This window comes from Alphaproteobacteria bacterium 33-17 (assembly GCA_001897445.1).
Lineage (GTDB): Bacteria > Pseudomonadota > Alphaproteobacteria > Rickettsiales > 33-17 > 33-17.
Genome location: MKSX01000007.1, coordinates 1 through 19026, shown reverse-complemented (window position 1 = coordinate 19026; position 19026 = coordinate 1). Strand labels below are relative to the sequence as shown.

Here is a 19026-nt window from a genome sequence, read left to right as displayed (position 1 = left end):
GACCACCGGTAGTAGATATAAGGGTTTTCGAAGCCCTAGGATAGCTTACCTATCCATAGGCAGAAAGATAATCCAAGATTATGACTTATACAAGGGAAAATTTGGGATTTAATGAGACTGTCCGTTTTATACTTCTTCATCTTCCTCTTATCATTTGCTTAAAATAATCCTTTCTGTTGTCATCATAAATGTGTATTAACTAAATTTTCCAATGTCAATCGGGTCTAATACCGCATGACTTGGGCTAGAACAAATATATGTAAATTAGATGCTGCTAAAATCATAACTTTATTAAATATTGTAAATATAAGGATCCAATTTTTCATAAGGTATATTTTTCTTATAAATCTTTCAAAACTTCTTCAATAATTTTCTTCTTTTCTAAAGCTTCAACGCTATCTTTATTTACTATATTGCATAGGACAAACGTTGCTTTCCATAAAGCCCAGGCGCGAGTTCTTATCCATGTGTTATCATCCATATTAATTGTATTAACAAATATATCTCGTGCTTTTCCTTCAAAATAAGTCCAAGCAATTACAAGGTCGCATGCGGGGTCACCGGTTGCAGTAGAACCAAAGTCAATTACAGCTGAAAGCTTCCCGTTTTGCATCAAAATATTACCAATTGCAAAATCACCATGAACCCAAAATGGGTTATGGTTCCACTTTGTATTACAGGCTCTTTCCCATAATTTCATGGCTTTTTCATCGTCTATAATACCAACTAGCTTTGATATTTGCTCACGAGCATTTTTATCATAAACGCTAACATGATCTCCCCGCCACCAGTTATGCTGGCCTGGGGCAAGTTCTGGAACACCTTTGATCGCCTGCAATTCTTTAAGAAATTTAGCTAAATCAAAAGCTAGAACCTCTTTTTCTTCTGTACTTAAATTCATGAAGTTTAGGCTTTTTCCAGGAAGCCATTTGTATATAGAAAATGCGTATGGATAATCATTAGAGGGTCTTCCCATTTTAATAGGCGCTGGGATACTTACGCTTAAAAATGGTGCAAGCTTTGGTAACAACTCTTGCTCTATACTGACCTTTAATGCGTATTCCTCTGCTGTAGGCATACGGATAAGCATATCATCACCAAGTCTATATGTGCGGTTATCATGACCTTGTTTTTCAACTTCAGTAATTGTTAAATTGGCGTATTCTGGAAACTGTTCCTGAATAAGCTTTTTTGCAGTTAAAATTGATATTCTATCGCCAGTCATAATGTTATTTCCATAACCGTTACAGGATGTGATTTAAATTCATCCATTCCAATTTTTTTCCATCCAAGTTTTTCATAATAATCGGGTATGGTGGGGTCGAAAGTAAATAAGTACAACTTCTTGAAGTCAAGTTCTTTTGCTTTTAGGGATGCGACATCAACCAGCATTTTTCCGATTCCTTGTTTTTGATATTTCGGATCAACGACTACATCTGCAAGCCAGGGGCCTAAATCTGGACGAAACTCTTCCTTAAGTTTAAATGTACAAAATCCTGCAGGAATATCATTATACAATGCAACGAATGAAGTTATTTGATCTGGATAACCCAGCTCATCATATGTTAACGACTTTATTTCCTCAATTGTAAGCTCTGGGAACCAAATTTTCCCTAAAACTTCATGCCAAATATTTGCAAGGACTGGTATTGCTTGAGGATGATTTTTTAAAAGATCGATTTTAATCATTACACCGCTCCCACAAACCATTCAGAAGCTATAGTTAGTTTCTGCCCAATTAAGAACTTACGCTTAGGTTCGTCATGGGCGCCGCATACAACAAGGATCTGCACAGCAGCTTTAGATTTTGCTTCAAGCTTAATTTTTTCAAGTAATTCACTACCTACTGTTTTCCATAAAGTTTCTGATTTAACATAAAAATCGTCAATCATAAGTGTTAATCCGCCTGGGTCATACACTTCAGGAGCTGGAATAAGTCTACCGATAATAAAGCCCATAATTTCTTTATCTTTGCCTTCTGCTGTAAGCATTAAATAATCTTGCTTTTCTAAAAGCTCTGTAAACCATTCTTTTTGCTTATTGTCCCCGCCTTCACCTGCATAGCGCCAAAATATAGGCTGCGCTTTTTCATAATTAAGACGCTTCATTTTTGAGAGTGTTACAAGGTTATCAATATCTGATTTAATAGAACTTCTAAGTGTAATTTTATCAATCTCTATAGATTTATCATCGTTTAGTATTTTTGCTGCTATTTGCTCAGCATTTAATTTCGAGCTATCAAACCAAGTATGATATAAATCTTTATTTAGCTCAAAGACATTATAAACTTCGGTTTGCTTTCTTACGAAATCTTCTGTTAAATGTAGATTATCGGTTCTGGTTTTAAGCCTTTTGAATCTTTCCTCTAATGGACAGTAAATTCCTATAAATTTTGTATCATAGTTTTTGAGGTATTTTAGGTAATATATGGCTAAATCTTTAGCATCAGGGCCATCTAAAGCTGTATCAATTACAACGCTTATACCTTGATTTAATAATTCTCTGCTTGTCGCAAGTAATATTGATGCAACAATTTTTCTTCTAGCCAAACGATTATTATTAAATAAACTTTGGCCATCATCATTACTTTCGGTACCAACTTCATTTTTAGCAAACTCAAAACCTTGAGGAAAAATTGTGCCAGAATATTCAGCAGTTCTGTCTATTTGAAGATGGGCAAATTTATTACCAGATTGCCTGCATATTTCTTTAGCTATACTAGTTTTTCCAGCACAAGACGGCCCGTTTATGATAATTACTTTATTCATATTGTCTCTCCACTTATTACAGTTCCTTGATGATAGAGTATTTTCCAATTATCCTTAACTTTACGCCAAATAGTGGATCTTCTAGTACGTCTTGTATGATTTTGGACAAGTATATATGTAAGCAGATAATTATTTTGGGCTATCTCGGTTACTTTGAAATCCGACGCTTCCCAAATATCCTCATAATTTGGGTTGTTATAACGCTTTACTAGCATATCAACACCAAAATCTTTAGTATATACAGTTCCGGACGCTCCAACCTCCCAGAATTCTTCGCAGATTTGATTAAGTATATCCTCTTTTGTTTTCCCAAATTTATCTGGATGGTGGAATATAGGCTCCCTAGCTTTTAGTTCATTTAGTATATTATCTAGATTTTTCATAACTTAAACCTCTTCTGGGTATGCTTCTTTATTATTTAGATAATACTTTATAAATGGGTTATTTGCCTCGATTTCGACACATTTGTTATATATCCTGTTATCAAAGCCACCTTTTTGTTCTTTTTTATCAATTCTGGCTTTTTCGATAACTGCGATATCTATATTCTGGGCCTTACATAAACTTAAGAATACCTCATAGACATCCGCAAGTTCTTCGGTAATTTCCTCTAAACTTTTGGCATTAAAAACTTCAGTTGCTTCTTCCACAAGCTTCAGTTTCAGTACACTTAGATATTCATCAAGATCTACCGTTCTTTCATATACCTTAAGCCCCATAGATCTCATAATATCGGGCATTTTATCCCTTATAAGCTTGTCTATCTTAAATCTCCGCCATTTTTGCACATCATCCATATATTTTGACCCACATTTTTTATTTTAATAAATCCTGCTTTTTCATATGTTTTTATAGCCCTAACATTATCTGCATCAACATCAACAAAACAAGCATCAAACTCTTTCCAAATATAATCTTTAAGCAAGGTTTTTATAATCTCAGACCCTATACCTTTGCCTGTATAATCCTCTTCGCCTATAAATATATCAAAAGCCGACAATTTTTGTGGCAACTCTTTTAGCATAATTCCATCTTCTCGTGGAAAATCATGAGCATTATAATACTGAACATACCCTATTGGTATATTATCTATGAGTACAATAAAAGCGTGGATTGGCTTTTTAACTCCCTCTTCAAGCTTATATCCTTCAGTATAACTATTGTATTTTTGCTGAACTTTTTCAATGGTATATTTTATTTCCTTATCATACCATGCTTTAACATGGGGTTTAGAAAGCCACCCGAGAAGTATCTGAAAATCTTGTTTTTCTAGTGGTTTAAAGGTTAAATTCATAAAATTTTATAGCTTTTGCATTAACAAATATGTAATATCATGTAAAACTTAATAAAACCAGATAAAAACTATGAAAGAAATAGATAAACTTGAACCTCAGAAGCTTTTCCCATTTATATGGCATTTTTTAAAATCATATAAACCAATTGTATTTACCTGTATATTCCTTAGCATAGCTGCTGGTTTTTGGGGGCCATTTAATAGCATATTAATCAAGAACCTTATTAACCTTTTAGCTGATGTAAATAACGGAGATACTACAGCTTTAATACTTCCAGCAAGTTTAGTGGTGATAAATTTTATTGTTTTTGATAACTTTACTTGGCGAGGTATAAATTATATTTGGGCGAAATTTGTGCCGATTATCCAGAACAAAATTATTGCTGAAACAATGGATTATGCCCTTTCGCATTCACACAACTTCTATCAAAACAATCTATCTGGTAAAATTGCAAAGCAAATTACAAGTTTAGTTGATGGTATTACTAAAATAATAACGCCTTGTGCATCTAATTTCCTTAGGGGTGCGTCTTTATTGATTATGGGTTTTATAGCTGCCTATTTTGTAAATCCTATATTTAGTATAATTTTAATAACCTGGTTTATATTTTTCGCTGGCTCTAGTATTTTTATGTCAAAAAAGCTTGTATCATTATCAGACGCACAAGCTAAAGAAGAGTCCATTGTTGTAGGTGAGTTAGTGGATAGTTTATCTAACCATACAAATGTAAGAATTTTTGCACGTAAAGTATATGAAAACTCAAGGATGGTGACATTTTTTGATAGGCAACAAAAAGCTTACACTGCAACTTATATGTATTCCACAATACTTTCATGTATTCAAGGTGGTTTAATAGCCGTAATGATGGGATGTTCTACATTTTTCCTGGTATATCTTTATGGAAAGGGTTTAGTGACAATTGGTGACTTTGCTCTAATTTTGGGGTTATCAATGGAATTAGGACACATGATGTGGTATACAATGAGTGAAGTTGATGAATTCAACAAGGCTGTTGGCAGGTGTAAGCAAAGCTTAATATCGTTAATGATACCGCTAGAAATCACCAATAAACCAAATGCTACTGAATTAAATTGTACTAATGGGCAAATTACTTTTAAGAACGTTAAATTCCATTACAAGGGTACTGAGCCACTTTTTGAAAATAAATCTATTGAAATTAGAGCTGGTCAAAAAGTAGGCCTTGTAGGCTATTCCGGTGGAGGCAAGTCCACTTTTGTTAACCTTATACTTAGGTTTTATGATGTTACAGATGGCGCTATTTTAATTGATGAACAGGATATACGTGAAGTTACCCAGGAATCGTTACGTAAAAATATTGCCATGATTCCACAAGATCCATCTCTATTTAACAGAACACTCATGGAAAATATCCGTTATGGCAGAGCCGATGCAAGTGATAGAGAAGTTATGGAGGCAGCAAAGCAAGCTCATGCACATGAATTTATAGAAAAATTACCTGATGGTTATAATTCATTAGTGGGTGAGCGAGGCGTAAAGCTTTCTGGAGGGCAGCGTCAGCGTATCGCAATAGCCAGAGCAATACTTAAAAACGCTCCAATCCTTATTTTAGATGAAGCTACAAGCCAGCTTGATTCACTAACCGAAAATGTTATTCAGGAAAGTATGTGGGAGCTGATGCAAAATAAAACTACAATTGTAATTGCCCATAGGCTTTCTACTTTACTGCATATGGATAGAATACTAGTGTTTGATAAAGGCAAGATTGTAGAGGACGGAACTCATAACGAACTACTTGCTAAACAAGGACTATACAAAAAACTATGGGATGCCCAGGTTGGCGGCTTCTTAGGTGATAAAAGACAGGAAGGTTGAAGTATGAATGTCAAATTGTTAAGAGCATTCGATACAAAAAAACTAGAAGAATACTTGGCACCATATAAGGCAGAATGTATGTTTATTTGCAGTAACCTTAAAGCTGTAGGAATTGAGTACAGAGGAGAGGATTTTCAAGGTGAATATTTTGGCTATTTAAACCCCACTTCCAATAATTTATACGGAGTAATTGTTCATTATTGGAATGGTAATATTATGATGCATGCCATTAATTACCAAGTATTAGAACATCTGGTTATTGAGTTAAAAAATAACATAAAACGCCCTGTAGCAGGAATTTTAGGGCCCAATAAACAAGCTGAAGAAGTAATTAACCATCTTGGATTATTTAATGCCAATTACAATTTAAATGTAAAGGAAAGTTTGTATAAAATTAACCTAGAAACTTTAACCGAATCAATAATACCAAATAATTTTGCGGTTGTTAAAGCACAAGATATTTCTCGAGAGTTACTAATTAATTGGATGAAAAGCTACGATATTGAGGCATTAGGAGCTTCTAACAATGATGAGCTTGAAAAAGAGGTTGAAGCTCACTGGAATACACGCCTTAAAACTAATGACAACTGGGTTTTGCTGTATGATGGGATCCCAGTATCTCTTTGTGCCTTTAATGCCCGTATAGAAGAAATGGTACAAGTTGGTCCTGTTTGGACCCCACCAGAACATCGTAATAAAGGATTTGCAAGGTTAATTCTAACGCAGATGCTGGTGCAAGAAAAAGCAAAGGGAACCAAAAAGGCAATATTATTTACAGATAATCCAGCAGCAATCAAGGTATATAAGAATATTGGTTTTAATAAAATTGGTGAATATCGTTTAGCATTACTTGAAAAGCCAATCAAAATAAAAGAGATAAAAATATGAAGAAAACTATTTCAATTCTTCCATATGACCCAAATTGGCCAAATATTTTTGAGCAAGAAGCTTTACGAATTAAAGCTACATTAGGTGATCATTTTCTAGAGATTCATCATATTGGCTCAACATCTGTACCTGGCTTAGCTAGCAAGCCAATAATTGACATGATAATTGTGGTTAAAGACATAAATCATGGAATAAGCTCTTTAGAAAATATAGGTTATATTTACAGGGGGGAATTAAATATTCCTATGCGTTATTATTTTAAAAATGCAAACAACTCTGTACATATCCATATGTATGAAGAATTACACCCTGAAATCGAACTAAATTTGATGTTTCGTGATTATTTAAGGTCGAATACAGAAAAAAGAGATACTTATGCAAATCTCAAGCAGGATATTTTACGTGATGAATCATCATTTATAAAAGAATCCACGAAGTTTGTAAATTACACTCTCTACAAAGGTAATTTTATAAGAAGTATTTTGAAAGAGGCCGGATTTAACCGTCTTAGAATTCTTAAGTGCAGCGATGAGACCGAATGGAAAGCTGCTAAATATTTTCGTGACACCTATTTTTTTTGCCCTTATGGTATAGAAGATCCATATACATGGACATTTAATCATGAAAAGCATGCTCATCTGGTTTTATATCAAGGTACAGAAATTATTGGATATGCCCATATCCAATTTTGGCCAGATAAAAGGGCAGCTATGAGAATTATTGTAATAGATGAAAATAAACGTGATCAGAATTCTGGAAGTAAGTTTTTAGCATTTATTGAAAAATGGCTTAAAAATTTGGGTATAAAGAGTATACATGCTGAATCTAGAAAAAGTTCATTAAACTTTTATCTTAAAAATGGTTATATAAATATGCCTTTCGATGATCCTGAAGAACATGAATCTGATCCAAACGATGTGCCTGTAGGGAAAGTTCTTACTTAAGGGATAATATTATGGTTGATTTAAGTGAACTAGAGCCTTTTTTGGATCAATATTTCGGTAGTAATAATAAGAAACAAGATGTTTTAATTACCCCTTTAAAAAGTGGCCTAAGTTCTACATCTACTTATATTTTGCAAGTAAACCAGCAAAAATTTATTATAAGAGAATTTAACAAAAAATATGATAAGCAAAGAAAACTAAATGAGATTGTTGCACATAAATATGCATCTGATGAAATACAGATTAGTCCAAAAATTTTGTATATTCATCCCGATGTGAAATTTATGATTATTGAATATATTGATGGTAGAGCAATTACACGTAATGATCTTAAAAACCCAGATATTATTAGAATATTAGCTAAACTCATACGTAACTTACATAATTACAAAGGAGAATTTATCCAATATAGACCACAGTCAGCTAGGGCGGAAAAAGATTATAACAAAGCTTTGAGTAATGACATAGCATTTCCTATGGTCTTCACTGAATTATACAAAGAGTATATTCAAGAAGGGCAAAAAATGTTGTTACAAAAGAAAGATATAGTATTGTCTCACTCAGATCTGATTCCTGAAAATATCATGATTTCTAACGACAATAAAATATATATTATTGATTTTACTGCTGCATCATGGGATTACAGATATAATGATTTAGGATATTTTGCTCTTTTAAATGGATTAAATGAGAAACAAAAACAGTTATTGTTATCAGAATATTTTGATAATAAAATAGATTCACACAATTTAGAAAATTTTAACAAGGCAATTAGCCGCACATATTTTCTAACCTCTCTGGTATGGTTTGTATTTTCTGAAAAACCAGAAGATAAAGAAGTATCTAAAGAATTAAGAATACAAGTACTAGACGATTTACTACAAAATAACTCTATAAAAGAAGGTGCCGAGTATATAGAAAATAATGAAATTGTTCCTTTATATTCAGAAGATAAAGAATCACTTAGACTATATGCTTTAGGTTTTTTAAAGACATATATTAAAACTAGAACACGAGGTAGAAATCTCAATGATTAATCAAATTAAATATATACTAGGTTTATTCCTAACATTACTCATAGCATCTTGCACCTATACTCATAAACCCCACCAAGTTACGGAAATTTATTCTTTTAAAGAAGCAAATTTTGATTTACCTAAAAATACGCTGGTTATATTTGATGTTGATGAAACGCTTATTCAGCCGTTAGATTCGTATTTAATTAATGAGCATACTAAGCAAGGTAAGGAATTTCGTAATCATCTAATCAAATCTCATCCTGAAGTTAAAGACTGGGACTATTTGGTTTCAATAATCTTACGAGATGCTAAAAGGCCATTAATTGAACCTTGTATTGTATATATAATAAATAACATAAAGAGTAAAGATCTTAAATTTATTGCGCTTACAGGCATGAATACTGGTAGGCTAGGAATGTATAGTGAGCTAGCAGAATGGCGATATGAACATCTAAAAAGTCTTGGGTTTCAAGGAAGTTTCGGTGATAAAGTCATAAAGTTTAAGGCCGATAATCGTAACCCAATATTTTTTAAAGGAATACTCGCTACAGATCTTACTCCAAAAGGGCCTGTTTTGATAAAGTTTCTAAAAGAGATTGATTATTACCCAAAAGCTATTGTAATGTTCGACGATGATTTAGAGCATATAAAATCAGTATCTGATGCATGCAAAAAGCTAGGTATAAATTTTATGGCATATCATTATAAAGGTGCAAAAAGTAAAGCTTGGAATCAAAATATAATTAATTATCAAACTGAGTATTTGATAAAACACAAAAAATGGCTCAGTGATGAAGAGGTAAAAAATGTTAAGTAAGTTTATTGTTGGCTTTATTATAACTATCACACTTACACAGTGCTCTAAATTAGTAGAAAACAATCAGTTGAATCCAATCATACAACAGTCGTATACATTTGTAGATTCTTCTAGACACCGAGAAATACCAATAGAATTATACTTTAATGATTACCATAAACATACTCTTAAAGACATAAAAAATAAAATCCCCCTCGTTATCATAAGCCATGGTTATGGAGCGAAGAATACTGAATATTCATTTATCGCCAATCATTTAGCTGAAAAAGGATATTTTGTTGCAAGTATTCAGCATGATCTTGATAGCGACAAACCCTTACCAAGAACAGGAGATCTTTTTAAACGCAGAATGCCATTTTGGCATAAAGGAGCTCAAAATATTAGCTTTGTAATATCAGAGTTTCAAAAAATGGGACTGGGCCTTGCTTATTCGCATATTATACTCATAGGTCATTCAAATGGTGGGGATATGTCAATGCTTTTTGCTCAAAAATATCCTCAAATGGTGTATAAAGTTATCTCACTTGATTCTTTAAGGTACCCTTTTCCAGTTAGCAAAAATGTCTCAATTTTAAGTATCAGAGCAAACGACACCAAAGCCGACCCAGGAGTTTTACCAGAAACAGGCGCGACTATAATTGAATTACCTGAAGCAAAACATATAGAGTTATCTGACCGCGGCCATAAAGAAGTTCAGGCAAAAACATTAGCAATAATAGATGAATTTTTGGATAAAAAATGATAGAACAAACTCCAAAAAAGTTAAAAGGGTTTAATTATGAATATTTTATGCATCACACACGCAGATTTTGAAACACCTGGAGTAATAGAGGACTGGGCATCAGCAAATCAATTCAACTTTAAAATAGAGAAGCCCTATAAAGGTGAAAACCTATCCTCAATAGATAACTTTGATGTCTTAATAGTAATGGGAGGACCTCAAAGTCCAATAGAGATTGATAAATTTCCATACCTAAAAGATGAAATTGAATTAATCAAAGATGCCATTAAACATAATAAAAGAATACTTGGTTTTTGTTTAGGTGCTCAGCTTATAGGCGAGGCTTTAGGCGCTGTTACAGGGAGAAGTCCAGAAAAGGAAGTTGGTGTTTTTTCTATAACACTTACAGACATTGGATTTAATGATCCACTATTAAAGGAATTTGGCAGAACTTTGGATGTGATTCATTGGCATAATGATATGCCAGGCTTAACTGATACATCAGAAATATTAGCATATAGCGAAGGCTGTCCAAGGCAAATTATTAAATATAGTCAGAAAATATATGCATTTCAGTGCCATCTAGAAATAATTTTAGAAGGAATAAAAGAAATGATAAGAGCAGTTCCTGGTGATCTTAAACCATCTAAATTTACACAATCTGAAAATATATTGTTAAGCAATGATTATAAAAGCATCAATAATAGCATGATAAAAATTCTTAATAAATTTATAGAGCTATAATTATGAGTTTTCCATATAAATTAATTGACTTAACACATTCTCTCGATAGCACTATTCCTACATGGAATGGTGATTGTGGATTTAATCATAATCTCCATGTTGATTACACCGACTGTCAAGGCGAAGATAAATTCCGTGTAATGAAAATCAAAATGAATGCAGGTATTGGTACTCATGTTGATGCGCCAAGCCACTGTATTCCTGGAGGAAGATGCATCGATGATTTTAATCTAGATGAAATGTGTATGCCTGCTATTATCATTGATGTTTCAGATAGATGTCATGCAAGATTTAGTTTAGCCAAATCTGATATCATTGAATTTGAGAATAAACATGGTCAAATCAATAAAAGTACTTGTGTTATGATTAATACAGGATGGAGTAAATTTTGGGATACTCCAACTAAGTATCATAATAATCACATATTTCCATATATATCAAATCAAGCAGCAGAGCTTTTACTAAAACGAGACATTAATGCCCTTGGTATTGATACACTTTCTCCAGATATCCCTCAGAATGGTTTTCCGGTACATCGATTATTTTTAGGAGCAGGAAAAATATTGATAGAAAATGCTACAAATCTAAAGCGTATGCCGCAAGTAGGTTCTTATGTAATGGTACTTCCTATTAAAGTCAAAGATGGCACAGAAGCGCCAGTAAGGCTAGTTGGCTTGATAAAAAAATAGCTTGATAACAAAAACTGGAACAAAAATGAAAATAAATATAGAATTTTTAGATTATAGATATATAGATATACTTTATGAAGCATTTGCTAAAAACAATTGGCATAAGCCAAAGTCATTGTTTGAAAAATATCTAGATGAACAAAAAGATGGCACTAGGAAAATTCTGGTAGCAACAGTTAATTCTGAGGTTACAGGTTACGCTACACTTAATTTTGAATCACAATATAAACCTTTTCAAGAAGAGAATATCCCAGAAATTCAGGACTTAAATGTTTTGCCTGCCTTTAGAAATAAGGGTATTGCTTCATCTTTACTAGATAGTTTAGAAAACCAGGCTAAATTTTATTCAGATGGAGTTGGCATAGGTGTCGGACTTTATGCAGGAGATGATGGTGGGTATGGCGCAGCACAAAAACTTTACGTAAAACGTGGCTATATACCTGATGGCAAAGGCGTTACTTATAATTACGAGCCTGTAATTCCAGGAAACAGCTACACTGTTGATGATGATTTAATATTATGGTTTACGAAAAGCATAAATTCTATATGAGTTATAATTTTAACTCAAAACGATCTAAAGTATATAATAAAAAATTTTATTAAATATAGGAGTAAAAATATGAAAACGATGATTTTAATAATATGTTGTTTTATTTCACATATTAATTTGGTATTAGCTTCAGAAATTTGTTTTGTAACTAAAGAAAATAATGAAATTATCCAAAAAGAAGGTGACTGTAATAAACCTTATCCTCCTCAATCTACCTTTAAGATTGCGTTAAGTATAATTGGGTTTGATTCTGGAATTCTTAAAAGTGAAAGTAATCCATCTTGGTCCCTACCACCTAAAACAGATCCTTATATAAATGTGTGTAATGGTAATCATAATCCTCGCACTTGGATAAGGGATAGTTGCTTGTGGTATTCACGGATTTTAACTACTAAACTTGGTATAGAAAAATTTCAGGATTACGTAACGAAATTTTCGTACGGCAATATGGATCTCTCAGGTGGTGTAGCAGATGCCTGGGTTTCAAGCTCTCTTAAAATTTCACCAGAGGAACAAACTCATTTTTTACAAAAATTAATAGATCGTAAATTTCCTATAAGTCAAAAATCTTATGAAAAAACTAAAAAAATTATGTTTATCCAAGAAATGCCAGGAGGGTGGAATCTTTATGGAAAGACAGGTAATGGTATATTACTAGATATAAATGGCAATAAAACTGAATTTCAGCATGGATGGTTTGTAGGATATATTGAAAAAGAAAACCGCCGCATTGTATTTGCAACGCACATTGTAGATACGGAAAAACAAAATACCTATGCCTCATTTAGAGCTAGAAATGAAGCATTGATAAAACTTTGGTATCTAATTAACGATATGGAAAAAATATAATCAAAATTACGATAATCATCTCAGAAACCATTAAAATTGAACTTCTAACGCTAGAATTATTGAAGCCCAGCGATGCTAGACACATCTATACCAATATTGATGATAATATAGTAAAAGAATATTGGTGGGGATGAAGAGTAATCAAATAATTCTATAAAAAGGTGCAAAAATGGACAGTTCGTGTTTGGGATAGATAATAGATAAGGTACGTTATATATCCCAACTTAACTTTACGCAATAAAACCCATTAAGAAAAGTTATGGCACTATCTTTTCTTAATCAATTTAGAAATTAAGAATTTATAGGTATTTATGGGTACATATACGGGTATTATAGATAATATCTTGACTTATCGGCAATTTATCGGCATTATTAAATAATAATTAATACCGATAAATTGCTGATATTATGCCGATAAACTTTACTCCCAATTTCAAATTAACCCCTAACATATTGAATTTATTGATAAGCATAGAATCAGTTAAGGAGAGAATTATACATTTACCTATTACCCCGACTATACTAACGACATTACGAGAAACTGCCAAATTATACACTACTCATTTTTCGACAATGATAGAGGGCAACCAATTAGAACCAGCACAAATTGAAACAGTTATTAAATTTGATGGGCATTTTCCCGGAAGAGAGAGGGAGGAAAATGAAGTTTTAGGTTATTATGCTGCGCTTAACCAAGTAGAGAAATATGCCGCATCAAATACAAGAATTACAGAAAAACTAATAAAGACTCTGCATAGTTTGGTAATGTCTAATGGGAAAACTAAAATTTCCCCTACAGAATATAGGGATGGTCAAAATGTTATTCGTGATGGAAGGACAAAGTCAATTATATATATGCCTCCAGAAGCAAATGATGTCCCCATATTAATGAAAGATCTGGTAGAATGGATTAATACCTGCGATTTGCCTTGCCCGGTAATTGCTGCAGTTTCACATTATCAGTTTGCAACTATACACCCATATTATGATGGCAATGGAAGAACGGCAAGATTGCTCACTACCTTAATACTTCATATGGGAGGCTATGATTTAAAAGGGTTATATTCATTAGAAGAATACTATGCACGAAATTTAGGCGCATATTATGAAGCTATTAGCATAGGTGAATCGCATAATTACTATTTCGGTAGAGCAGAAGCAGATATTACTAAATGGGTAGAATATTTTATAGAAGGTATGGAAGCATCATTTAAGAAGGTTCTTAAACATATGCAAGATGCAAAAATACAGAATTTGCCAGATAATAGTCATTTATTAAAAAAATTAGACCCCAGGCAGAGAAAGATACTCAGCTTGTTTCAGGAATATGAAATAATTAGTAGTTCGCAAATAGGGGAGTTGTTTGGTTTTAAACCTAGAACAAGTTCTAAAATATGCCTAGATTGGGTGCAAAGTGGTTTTTTAGAAATAGTAGGATCCTCTAAAAAAAATAGAAAATACAAATTAGCATCTGAATTTTCAGAACTGTTATAATTTAAAAAGTAATATAAGGTATAGATTATGTTAAAAGTAGCAAAGCTAAAAGAGGTGAAAGTTGAATAAAAAAATCCCCTAATTAAGACTTATAGGGGATTGAAATTAGAATTAATAGGTAACCAAGTGGAGGGTATTAATAATTATAACTCCTTATTATAACCAGCTCTATTTCTTTTTACTTTATCAAGATATGATAATGTTTCACCACCATCCACATTTAAATATGAAAGTATATGAGATTGTATTTCACGAGGTAAATTAGTTATAATATTATCTTTTGGAACATCACCTGCAAATATAAATGCAAATTCTCTAGCTGTTATTATTGAGCTTATAAAACTAAACATATTTATTCTTAAAGAGTTTTTATCTGTATTTAACTTTATAGTACCTATAAAGTCTTTTATAAGCTTAGTGATATCCTCATAGCTTACATCATCTTCCTTCAATTCTTTTAATAACTGGGATACATTTACATTATATTTATTATATATTTCGCTATAAAGTTCTGTATAAATATCTTTGTTGATTTCAAAATGTTCATAAACAATATCTAAAACATCAAATGAATTTTTCTTTTTTAATGAGTCTAGCTTATCACGAAAAGATTCAAATACTTCTATTTTTATATTTTCCGACGTTTTAGGTGAAATAATATTTACAAGATTTTTATTTCCTAATCTTATTGAATACGTTAAGGGTAATCCCAAAAGATAATTATATTCATTAACATCAACCCCTTTTTCTATAAGATGGTTTACTATCTCAGCATTACCTTCTTCCATTGCTCTAAATAAAGGTGTATCAGGTGCATTATCAGGATTAACTATCGAACCCTTGCTAATAAGATGAGCTACTACCTCTAAATTTCCATTTCTTGCTGCTTCATGTAAAGGTATATAATCAGAATCATCAGCAGCATTTACATCAGCCCCTTTATCAATAAGGTATTTTACTACTTTTATATTACAACTTTTGCAAGCCCAATGTAATGGAGTTTCTCCATTCCAATCCTTAGCATTAACGACGGCTCTATTTTCAATAAGATATTTTACCATATTAAAATTACCATATTCAGCAGCAATGTGTAATGGTGTCTCTCCACAATTTGTTGCGATATCAATATTTATACCTTTATCCAGTAAATACTGGACTGTTTGAATACATCCTTGACGAGCTGCTATATGAATTAATGCATATTCCCTATTGCTTGATTTTGCATTAAGTTGCTCTAATTTTAATAACTTAACTAGATTGTTTAACTCATAAACTGGCTGGTTAATATCATCAAAATCATTTAAAACTTTTAATAGTTCTTCTTGTTTCATTATGGACTCCATTTTTAAAGTATATGATATTATAAGCATCGTTAACCAAATTGCAACATATATTAACTATTTATTAATAAATATTATTTATCATTTGTTGCTAAGTTATTGAAATATAACAAAAATTTTCACACTACTTTGGCTTTATGAAGTTTTTATAATTATGATATTTGACAATTTTGATAATTTATATTAATTATTTATTAATATAAATTAATATTGAAAGGTTATTATGCCCTGTGCGGAAACAAATATTTTTTATTCAATAAGTTTTAATCTTTATTCGTTTGGTCAATCCTCTATGTCTCATTATGGATTGATTGTATTTGATTATGCAAATATTACCGTTGGTACTTTAATGTTACAAAATAAAGTATCAATTCCTTCAGGAAAAATAAATGCGAATTATATTTTTATACAGGATACATGTAATATAAATTTGGCAGATGATTGTAAGATTTCAGGGAAAATATATTTTATTAATAAAGAAGATTATAATAATATATGGTGGACATGGTCTGACAAAGCTATGAATCAATACCTAGAACAACATAATATTACGGGTATTAATTATTACGACGAACCATTTAGCGCTCATTTTCAAGAATTAACAGATCTTCACAAAGAACATTATCATCATGAAGTTGATTATATGTGATTATTGCAAATTACGCCTTATTCTTACTGTAAATTAATTAAATTTCTGTAAACCTTGACGAATTAACCATTTATTATTATAATTAGCTTAATTTAAATACGGGTCATTAAATGAAGCAAGAAGATATTGAAGCTTATAGATATTCAGAATTGTTAATAGTTTTAAATAACAAGGATTTATGGGATAAAGATTTCTTAGAGCTTGAAAGAGTTATAAGATCTCTTCCACAAAATGAATTAGATGTAATTTCAGAAAACCATAATAAATTAATACATTTATCAGCTTATCAAGGAAATATTGAGGCAGTTAAGTACTTAATAGAAAAGGGTATCGATCCTAATTCTCAAGATTATTACTATTCAACTCCTTTACATGATGCGGCAATAAGGGGGCATTTACCAGTAGTACGATATCTTGTTGAAAATGGTGCAAATGTGAATGCTATTGAATTTTTTAATTTTACCCCTTTACATGGGGCTGCTCTAAAAGGACATTTAGAGGTACTAAAGTACCTAATCGAAAATGGTGCTAATATAAATGCTATTGCATCTAATAACACCTCCGTAGTATCTTTAGCTGCTGGACGTGGACATTTGGAAATAGTAAAATATATAAAGGAGAATGGCGCTGATATTAACGTTAAAGATGTACATGACAGAACATCTTTACATGAAGCGGCACTTGGTGGTCATTTTGAAGTCGTAAAATATCTTGTTGAAAATGGAATTAATATTCATCAAGAGGAAGCTAAAACACATAAAACAGCTTTATATAATGCATCAATTAATGGACATTTGAAGATAGTAAAATATCTTGTTAAAAATGGTGCCAATATCAACACCGCAGATAATTATGGGAAGACGCCCTTACACAACGCTGTATTACGTAAGAATTTTCCGTTAATAAAGTATTTAGTTGAAAATGGGGCTAATATTAATGCTAAATGTAAATCTCAATCGACGCCACTTCATGAGGGGGGTGATAGAGGAAATTTAGAGATATTAATGTATCTGATTAAAATGGATGCAAAGGTTAATGAAAATAAATACAATCATACCGTACTCCATTACGCTGCATATAAGGGACATTTAGAGATAGTAAAACATCTTGTTGAAAATCATACTTCTCTAAATATAAAAAGAGAGCATCTTAATACCTCTTTACATACTGCTGCAACAAATGGTTATTTAGAGGTAGTTGAATATCTGATAGAAAAAGGAGCTAACATTAACGCTTTAGACCAATACGGTCATACAGTTTTATATATTGCTGCTCTATATGGTGATTTAAAAATAGTTCAATACCTTCTAAACAATAACGCTAATATCAGTATTGGTGAATTGCCAATAGTGGAAGCAATGAAAAAAGGACATAAACATATAACTGACCTTCTTTGGCAAAAAACATCAGATAGGGATAAGCGTAATTTAATAAATCATCATTTGACTAGAGATGATTATTACAAAATAGATTCTTTAAAAGAAAGAGGTGAATTCGATATTTTAAACATTATATGCGAACAGGCGAACATTGAAAAAGACGATTATACAGCTTTGCAAGGAGAAATTTGTAACAATTATCAAGTAAACATATCTGATTTTTTAAAAAAAATGAGACAATTAAATGTGCCTTGTATAAAAGCGAGAGAAATAATACTTCAGTTTAATAAAACTGCCAAATTAAATTTACAAAAACGTTCTAATAAAGTTGAATCATACGATTTTGTTAATGGAATCAAAAATTCTCGTAATTTTGCAATTCCTTTTACAAGCGCAAGCCCAGAATTTAATCTAATAGATAATTTACCTACTGAACTTCAATATCAAATATTTTCTTATTTGAATGCGGATGCTTCTGAAGCTTTATTATATCGTGATAATATTAGAGAAAGAAAAAATAATAAGACTCTTGTACCATTGAAGGACACAGACATTAATCCTTCTCCTTCCAAGATGAATATTAACCGTAAGACTAAATCATATTTTAGTCTTACAAATTTATTAAAAGTAGGCTTCACATGGACAAGAAGAATTTGTATAGGGAAACTGCTCAATAAAGGTCTTAAAGCCCTTGCACCAAGCTTAATAATATTTGATAATAATGCCGTAAGAAATACTATATCTTCGTTAGCAGCAGTTGTTATTAGTTATTTTGGTTTTGAAAAGCGTAGTTATGCAACAACAACTACATTAGGCAAGTTTATATTTGAATATGTTTTAGGTGGACGTAATAATCTAGATAATCAAAGAATTGCTAATGCAAGTACAATGCCTGATAATGCTAAGGCTACTCATAAAAGACATTCAATCCAAATAAACTGGGTCGATTTAATAGCAGGCACAAGCAACATCTCTAAATTTAAAAGATAAAAATAAAGATATTTTGTTTGGGTTTTCATATTTGTT

The 19026-nt window shown here is 31.8% G+C and carries 20 protein-coding genes; 13 read left to right on the top strand and 7 right to left on the bottom strand.

Annotated features, from left to right (window positions below):
* Positions 1–340: 340 nt before the first annotated feature.
* Genes BGO27_02690 through BGO27_02665 form a run of 6 tightly spaced genes read right to left on the bottom strand, consistent with a single transcriptional unit; the run spans position 341 to position 4062 of the window.
* The gene (locus tag BGO27_02690) at positions 341–1225 is read right to left on the bottom strand and encodes an acetyltransferase (protein OJV16125.1); all 885 of its coding nucleotides are present in this window, start codon (positions 1223–1225) and stop codon (positions 341–343) included.
* Positions 1222–1689 carry a GNAT family N-acetyltransferase gene (locus tag BGO27_02685; protein OJV16124.1) on the bottom strand — a complete coding sequence of 156 codons (468 nt, stop codon included), beginning with the start codon at positions 1687–1689 and terminating at the stop codon, positions 1222–1224. The genes BGO27_02690 and BGO27_02685 overlap by 4 nt, the downstream gene beginning before the upstream one ends.
* Positions 1689–2768 carry a hypothetical protein gene (locus tag BGO27_02680; protein OJV16123.1) on the bottom strand — a complete coding sequence of 360 codons (1080 nt, stop codon included), beginning with the start codon at positions 2766–2768 and terminating at the stop codon, positions 1689–1691. The genes BGO27_02685 and BGO27_02680 overlap by 1 nt, the downstream gene beginning before the upstream one ends.
* On the bottom strand, positions 2765–3151 hold the full coding sequence (locus BGO27_02675; GenBank protein ID OJV16122.1) for a hypothetical protein: 387 nt from the start codon (positions 3149–3151) through the stop codon (positions 2765–2767). The genes BGO27_02680 and BGO27_02675 overlap by 4 nt, the downstream gene beginning before the upstream one ends.
* Positions 3152–3154: 3 nt before the next feature.
* Positions 3155–3508: a hypothetical protein gene (locus BGO27_02670; protein OJV16121.1), complete on the bottom strand. Its 354-nt coding sequence runs from the start codon at positions 3506–3508 to the stop codon at positions 3155–3157.
* A gap of 20 nt (positions 3509–3528) precedes the next feature.
* Positions 3529–4062 (bottom strand): hypothetical protein, encoded by a 534-nt coding sequence (locus BGO27_02665; GenBank protein OJV16120.1) that lies wholly within the window; start codon positions 4060–4062, stop codon positions 3529–3531.
* Between the two features lie 70 nt (positions 4063–4132).
* On the opposite strand from BGO27_02665, the gene BGO27_02660 reads away from it, so the two are divergent.
* The 11 genes from BGO27_02660 (at position 4133) to BGO27_02610 (ending at position 14632) form a co-directional block, all read left to right on the top strand.
* Positions 4133–5917, top strand: a complete 1785-nt coding sequence (locus BGO27_02660; GenBank protein ID OJV16119.1) for an ABC transporter ATP-binding protein — start codon at positions 4133–4135, stop codon at positions 5915–5917.
* Between the two features lie 3 nt (positions 5918–5920).
* Entirely contained in the window at positions 5921–6805 is an 885-nt protein-coding gene (locus BGO27_02655; GenBank protein OJV16118.1) for a hypothetical protein, read from the top strand.
* Positions 6802–7749, top strand: coding sequence for a GNAT family N-acetyltransferase (locus BGO27_02650; protein OJV16117.1), 948 nt, complete (start codon positions 6802–6804; stop codon positions 7747–7749). The genes BGO27_02655 and BGO27_02650 overlap by 4 nt, the downstream gene beginning before the upstream one ends.
* Before the next feature lie 11 nt (positions 7750–7760).
* Complete coding sequence (locus tag BGO27_02645; protein ID OJV16116.1) at positions 7761–8786, top strand: hypothetical protein; 1026 nt, start codon at positions 7761–7763, stop codon at positions 8784–8786.
* Positions 8779–9585 (top strand): hypothetical protein, encoded by an 807-nt coding sequence (locus BGO27_02640; GenBank protein OJV16115.1) that lies wholly within the window; start codon positions 8779–8781, stop codon positions 9583–9585. The genes BGO27_02645 and BGO27_02640 overlap by 8 nt, the downstream gene beginning before the upstream one ends.
* Entirely contained in the window at positions 9575–10327 is a 753-nt protein-coding gene (locus BGO27_02635; protein OJV16114.1) for a hypothetical protein, read from the top strand. Before BGO27_02640 ends, BGO27_02635 begins: the two co-directional genes overlap by 11 nt.
* Before the next feature lie 36 nt (positions 10328–10363).
* Positions 10364–11050, top strand: a complete 687-nt coding sequence (locus BGO27_02630; protein ID OJV16113.1) for a hypothetical protein — start codon at positions 10364–10366, stop codon at positions 11048–11050.
* A 2-nt stretch (positions 11051–11052) separates the two neighbouring features.
* The gene (locus BGO27_02625) at positions 11053–11739 is read left to right on the top strand and encodes a cyclase (protein ID OJV16112.1); all 687 of its coding nucleotides are present in this window, start codon (positions 11053–11055) and stop codon (positions 11737–11739) included.
* Positions 11740–11764: 25 nt separating this feature from the next.
* Complete coding sequence (locus tag BGO27_02620) at positions 11765–12289, top strand: GNAT family N-acetyltransferase (protein ID OJV16111.1); 525 nt, start codon at positions 11765–11767, stop codon at positions 12287–12289.
* A 69-nt stretch (positions 12290–12358) separates the two neighbouring features.
* Complete coding sequence (locus BGO27_02615; protein OJV16110.1) at positions 12359–13138, top strand: hypothetical protein; 780 nt, start codon at positions 12359–12361, stop codon at positions 13136–13138.
* A 408-nt stretch (positions 13139–13546) separates the two neighbouring features.
* Positions 13547–14632 carry a cell filamentation protein Fic gene (locus tag BGO27_02610; GenBank protein ID OJV16109.1) on the top strand — a complete coding sequence of 362 codons (1086 nt, stop codon included), beginning with the start codon at positions 13547–13549 and terminating at the stop codon, positions 14630–14632.
* Between the two features lie 143 nt (positions 14633–14775).
* Here BGO27_02610 and BGO27_02605 read toward each other — a convergent pair whose 3' ends face one another.
* Positions 14776–15963 (bottom strand): hypothetical protein, encoded by a 1188-nt coding sequence (locus BGO27_02605; protein OJV16108.1) that lies wholly within the window; start codon positions 15961–15963, stop codon positions 14776–14778.
* 232 nt (positions 15964–16195) lie between these two features.
* Between BGO27_02605 and BGO27_02600 the strand changes: the two genes are divergently transcribed.
* Both BGO27_02600 and BGO27_02595 read left to right on the top strand, forming a co-directional pair.
* Complete coding sequence (locus BGO27_02600) at positions 16196–16621, top strand: hypothetical protein (protein ID OJV16107.1); 426 nt, start codon at positions 16196–16198, stop codon at positions 16619–16621.
* A 110-nt stretch (positions 16622–16731) separates the two neighbouring features.
* Positions 16732–18990 carry a hypothetical protein gene (locus tag BGO27_02595; protein ID OJV16106.1) on the top strand — a complete coding sequence of 753 codons (2259 nt, stop codon included), beginning with the start codon at positions 16732–16734 and terminating at the stop codon, positions 18988–18990.
* The last annotated feature ends 36 nt before the right edge of the window (positions 18991–19026 follow it).

What these genes read in the sequence shown, in the direction of transcription:
- BGO27_02690 (OJV16125.1), bottom strand. Translation starts at nt 1,225, where the DNA reads ATGACTGGCGATAGAATATCAATTTTAACTGCAAAAAAGCTTATTCAG.
- BGO27_02685 (OJV16124.1), bottom strand. Translation starts at nt 1,689, where the DNA reads ATGATTAAAATCGATCTTTTAAAAAATCATCCTCAAGCAATACCAGTC.
- BGO27_02680 (OJV16123.1), bottom strand. Translation starts at nt 2,768, where the DNA reads ATGAATAAAGTAATTATCATAAACGGGCCGTCTTGTGCTGGAAAAACT.
- BGO27_02675 (OJV16122.1), bottom strand. Translation starts at nt 3,151, where the DNA reads ATGAAAAATCTAGATAATATACTAAATGAACTAAAAGCTAGGGAGCCT.
- BGO27_02670 (OJV16121.1), bottom strand. Translation starts at nt 3,508, where the DNA reads ATGCCCGATATTATGAGATCTATGGGGCTTAAGGTATATGAAAGAACG.
- BGO27_02665 (OJV16120.1), bottom strand. Translation starts at nt 4,062, where the DNA reads ATGAATTTAACCTTTAAACCACTAGAAAAACAAGATTTTCAGATACTT.
- BGO27_02660 (OJV16119.1), top strand. Translation starts at nt 4,133, where the DNA reads ATGAAAGAAATAGATAAACTTGAACCTCAGAAGCTTTTCCCATTTATA.
- BGO27_02655 (OJV16118.1), top strand. Translation starts at nt 5,921, where the DNA reads ATGAATGTCAAATTGTTAAGAGCATTCGATACAAAAAAACTAGAAGAA.
- BGO27_02650 (OJV16117.1), top strand. Translation starts at nt 6,802, where the DNA reads ATGAAGAAAACTATTTCAATTCTTCCATATGACCCAAATTGGCCAAAT.
- BGO27_02645 (OJV16116.1), top strand. Translation starts at nt 7,761, where the DNA reads ATGGTTGATTTAAGTGAACTAGAGCCTTTTTTGGATCAATATTTCGGT.
- BGO27_02640 (OJV16115.1), top strand. Translation starts at nt 8,779, where the DNA reads ATGATTAATCAAATTAAATATATACTAGGTTTATTCCTAACATTACTC.
- BGO27_02635 (OJV16114.1), top strand. Translation starts at nt 9,575, where the DNA reads ATGTTAAGTAAGTTTATTGTTGGCTTTATTATAACTATCACACTTACA.
- BGO27_02630 (OJV16113.1), top strand. Translation starts at nt 10,364, where the DNA reads ATGAATATTTTATGCATCACACACGCAGATTTTGAAACACCTGGAGTA.
- BGO27_02625 (OJV16112.1), top strand. Translation starts at nt 11,053, where the DNA reads ATGAGTTTTCCATATAAATTAATTGACTTAACACATTCTCTCGATAGC.
- BGO27_02620 (OJV16111.1), top strand. Translation starts at nt 11,765, where the DNA reads ATGAAAATAAATATAGAATTTTTAGATTATAGATATATAGATATACTT.
- BGO27_02615 (OJV16110.1), top strand. Translation starts at nt 12,359, where the DNA reads ATGAAAACGATGATTTTAATAATATGTTGTTTTATTTCACATATTAAT.
- BGO27_02610 (OJV16109.1), top strand. Translation starts at nt 13,547, where the DNA reads ATGCCGATAAACTTTACTCCCAATTTCAAATTAACCCCTAACATATTG.
- BGO27_02605 (OJV16108.1), bottom strand. Translation starts at nt 15,963, where the DNA reads ATGAAACAAGAAGAACTATTAAAAGTTTTAAATGATTTTGATGATATT.
- BGO27_02600 (OJV16107.1), top strand. Translation starts at nt 16,196, where the DNA reads ATGCCCTGTGCGGAAACAAATATTTTTTATTCAATAAGTTTTAATCTT.
- BGO27_02595 (OJV16106.1), top strand. Translation starts at nt 16,732, where the DNA reads ATGAAGCAAGAAGATATTGAAGCTTATAGATATTCAGAATTGTTAATA.